Origin of the sequence: Segatella copri (assembly GCF_009494835.1) — a bacterium.
In the GTDB taxonomy this organism is placed as follows: domain Bacteria; phylum Bacteroidota; class Bacteroidia; order Bacteroidales; family Bacteroidaceae; genus Prevotella; species Prevotella copri_F.
Window position 1 is genome coordinate 1 of sequence record NZ_VZBE01000053.1, and the last position, 4,131, is coordinate 4,131.

Annotated in this window: 3 protein-coding genes; all 3 read left to right on the forward strand. The window is 33.7% G+C overall.

Annotated elements, in window-relative coordinates:
- Positions 1-505: 505 nt before the first annotated feature.
- A complete protein-coding gene (locus F7D47_RS07330; RefSeq protein WP_153086769.1) occupies positions 506-1,027 on the forward strand; it encodes an immunoglobulin-like domain-containing protein in 522 nt (173 codons plus the stop codon).
- 818 nt (positions 1,028-1,845) lie between these two features.
- Entirely contained in the window at positions 1,846-3,060 is a 1,215-nt protein-coding gene (locus tag F7D47_RS14910; RefSeq protein WP_228113363.1) for an ORF6N domain-containing protein, read from the forward strand.
- A 256-nt stretch (positions 3,061-3,316) separates the two neighbouring features.
- A complete protein-coding gene (locus F7D47_RS07345) occupies positions 3,317-3,907 on the forward strand; it encodes a hypothetical protein (RefSeq protein WP_153086770.1) in 591 nt (196 codons plus the stop codon).
- Positions 3,908-4,131 lie beyond the last annotated feature (224 nt).

Here is a 4,131-nt window from a genome sequence, read left to right on the forward strand (position 1 = left end):
CAACTTTAATCCATTCAAAAGTAGATGTAAAGATTATCGGCTATGGCTACAATAATAAATCAATTTTAATGAAGTAACTCGATTTATCATAATTCACTACTGTACAATAAAAAAGGCAATTCAAATACACGTTCTTCTTCAAGTGGGAATGTTTTTGGTTCTTTTGGAAGTGGAAGCAATAGTAGTAGTCAGAATTTTAATAGATGATTGTTTATGAAGAAACTGTTAATAATTTACTTTATTATATCATTTCTAATGGTTTTTGTTTATGCTATCTTTGTGGTAAATGCGTATGTTAGTATAAAATACGAGGTAGGAACTATAGATAATGATGCTATCATAAATATGGTTTACCAGATATTCGATACTGGTGTTACTATAAATTTTATTTGGTTTGCCATAAATACGATAATATTTTTGGGCTTGTATATAAAGCTTCGTCGTAAGTGAAAAATAATATGATTATGCAAAAGATTGCATAATGTTAAGTATTAAAATAATGAGTATGAAAATTAATCTTATTTTTTTGCTAGGATGCATGATTGCATGTTTATTGTTTCTTTCTTGCTCTGTTGGGGATAAAAGTAATAGTCAAGTAACGGAAGCAAGTGCTTTAACTAGTAATGTGCAAGAGAATAAATCCGAGCAAGAGACCAAAACAGCAAAAGAGGCCAACTCTGTACAAGGAAACCTTGGCTTGGAACTCTCGCAGACGCATTTTACGAATAAACCTCAAGTTGTTACGTTGACTATAACCAACAATTCACCATGGACTTGTATCGTTGGTTATGAGTACTTTATCGAGAAGGAAAATAAAGGTTGGAAAAAGATTCCATTGAAGAATGCTGCCTTTATAGAGATAGGTCTTGGCATCCGACCAAACACTGCCAGAAAATTTCAAATTGATCTGGGCAATGTACGTCAGAAATATACGAAAGGGACATATCGCATTGGGAAGAAAATGAGAATAGAGACAACAGAAGGCTACAGAGATACAACGGGTTACTGCTCGTTCAACGTCTTATAATTAATGCCACTTTGCGCACTAAAAGGTGTGTGAAGTGGCATTGTTGTTTATGAAACTATTGTAAAGAAGTTTCCTCAGGATTAAAATATAATAATTCTTGTGGAACGATAGAATATAGAGGGGAGAAATATGCTATAAAAAAGTGTGTTTATTATGTTAAAAAGAAACTGCAAAATGTAGATGTGTATAGGAGTGATGGTATAATATCCTATACTAAAAGTGAAGTAGAATCTGATAAAAAGCTCGCAAACTATTTAGGGATTCCTTTGGTTAGAATTGTTGTGATTAGTAAGGATAAACTTTTGGATAATAATACATTATTTTCTTATGAAGCAAAAGGAGATTCTATATTTGTTAATCAGGCAAAAAATCTTGTCATTTACGTAAATTCTATTCAAAAGTAAACTCTATGGGGAGTTTTTTATTATGGTTCTACAAGAATTAGTGTGTGTTAACGAGAGTGTAAGCTAAACTGTGTCATGCTATCACTGTTATAGTTTAATGCAGTTTATTTGCATTTTGTTCAGTATAGTTTTCCCACTTCTACACCCGGCAACAAATAGCAGAAATCATCGAATTTCTGGATGAACCATAAAAAATACCCTGGAAGAGAATGCATACAACACACTATGCATATCCCTTTCAGGGTGAGTTAATAAAACTACAATCACCGCAATAATACTATTAATTTTTCGTTCTTTTCAAAAAGGGGTTGTGCAATAGTGGCTTAAAGGCTAAAAGCACTACCTTTGAATGCAATAATAAGTAACAACACGTTTAAGGTCACAAATTGTGATCTCAAAAATAAAGATAGAAATATGGCAGACATAACGGAAAAGACAGAAAACGGCGAACTGGTCACAAATCGTGACCAGTTGGTTGGTGTTGACAATATAGAGCCTCTAATAAAAATCATTAGAGGACAGCAAGTTATGCTTGACCGTGACCTTGCCACACTTTATGGCGTTGAAACAAAGCGTCTTAATGAGCAAGTAAAACGTAATATTAAACGATTTCCAGAAGATTTCATGTTTCAATTGACCAAGGACGAATGTTTAAGGTCGCAAATTGCGACCTTAAACGAAGGACGCGGACAACATTTGAAATACATGCCTTACGTATTTACTGAAAACGGAGTCGCTATGCTTAGTAGTATTTTACGTTCTGACACTGCGATTGAGGTGAATATTCGAATAATGCGAGTTTTCACTTCAATGCGTCACTTTCTACAGAACAATGCCGAAGTGTTTCAGCGTCTCTCGACAATGGAATACCATCAATTGGAAATGCAACAACACTTGCAAGAATCCGACAGGCGTATAGAAGAAGTGTTCCGTAGATTGGACGAGGGCAACGCAAAGCCGAAGCAGGGTGTGTTCTACAGAACTATCTTTTGGAAAGGAACTAAACAAAAATTAGTAATGAGATTTTGCGCGATATTAATACTTTCTGTGATTTCAATTCTAAACAGTTTGGAATTGAAATCACAGACTGTTGTAAACATTTTAAGTAATGGTTATAAGTTAGAGAGAAGTTTATTTCTACACGGGAAAAAAATCGGGGTATATAATAAAAAGGGTAGATTGATAAAATTGTCCACAGATGACAAAACGCGTCAAAAGATATTTTTAAATCAATCTAATAGCCTAACAGATTATGGAATAAAGCTAAAATATCCCGAGGTCATATATAAGGATGCATGTGTTATTGCTGATATTTTATCAAGTTATGACCCAAGCGAAATCTTGTCATTTACAAAGCCAATAGGGGAACAAAAAAAGATTTCTATACAAAATATCAATAAGTATTACACATATCTTGATGCCAGTGTTGACTATGTGTTAAGTATTGAAATTATAGTCAAGGATTGTCTTATTACTCAATATAGTTATACATATAAGCCAAACATGTCTGACGTCATTATTTCATATACATGTGTCTTTACTTATGATAAGAATAATAGGGTCGTAAAATTAAAAAAAGAATATAGGAAACACTATGAAACAATAGAATTCATATATGAAACCAAATAAGACATGTTTCTTGCCAAGTCATATTGTGACATAGGTAATTCACAAAGTTCATCCAGCATAGTGGCCCCGGATGGTGAGATTACCACCACATTAGAGTACGACGATCATATAGGTGCATCCATTAAGGACTTAGGCAAAAAGTGTTTTGGTTTCTCAAAGATGGAAATACTTACACCAGATGAATTGGTGGAAAGGATCAATAGAGAGTAATCAATACGCAATATTTCAAGAATATAAATATTAAAAATTACGAATTATGAAAAAAATACCATCTATAATGATTGTAGTTTGGGGAATAGCGGTATTATGTACACTATTCTTGAGTTCATGCAAGCGACCAGAGGTCTTAGACAATAGTACTCTTGTAAATAGCGCAAGAAACGTGGCTTTGACCTTTGGTCCTGCGTATGTTCCATTTTTTAAAGAGGCTAACGTATCGGATGTTCAAGTTTTCAAAAAGAAGGATTACGGAGGAGACAGCCGCCCTCAAATAAGAAAACAGATAGGAAGAAAGTTCTATACTGTAACTTTTACATATGATAGTACTGCCGTTAAATTTGATTTTGGATTTGCAGCAAGAGTCAGAATATGGAAAGATACAGGGGAACCATTAGATGTTATATTTGGTAATGGTTGGGGAAGAAATTTTTTCTTTTTAAGTTTTAAGGAACAAACAGATCATTCTGCAAATGACTATGAGAAAGTGGCTTCTGACTCTATTGTTAAAGTACCATTGCAAACTGTACATGAACCAGAGAACATTTGGAATTTCAATGCTGACAACAAACAAGACAGCCTATCAACGAGAGACTTTTCATCCCATGGCTTTGTGGAAGACAAGAAGTAGTTGAATGTTTTTCTGTAAATTTTGAAAAAAGTTGTTTGACAAGCAAACATATGCACATTGCAGAAATTAGAACCGTTGCTAAATTATTACCTCTATTGAGGTAAAATACTCATAAATCGCTCATTTTAAGCTATTCTGAATATTTGGGCAGAATTTTTCTATAAAAAATACCACTTTTTTCAACCTTTTTTTCCCGAATCCCTGCAAATCGCACAAATCGCATA

What these genes read in the sequence shown, in the direction of transcription:
- F7D47_RS07330 (WP_153086769.1), top strand. Translation starts at nt 506, where the DNA reads ATGAAAATTAATCTTATTTTTTTGCTAGGATGCATGATTGCATGTTTA.
- F7D47_RS14910 (WP_228113363.1), top strand. Translation starts at nt 1,846, where the DNA reads ATGGCAGACATAACGGAAAAGACAGAAAACGGCGAACTGGTCACAAAT.
- F7D47_RS07345 (WP_153086770.1), top strand. Translation starts at nt 3,317, where the DNA reads ATGAAAAAAATACCATCTATAATGATTGTAGTTTGGGGAATAGCGGTA.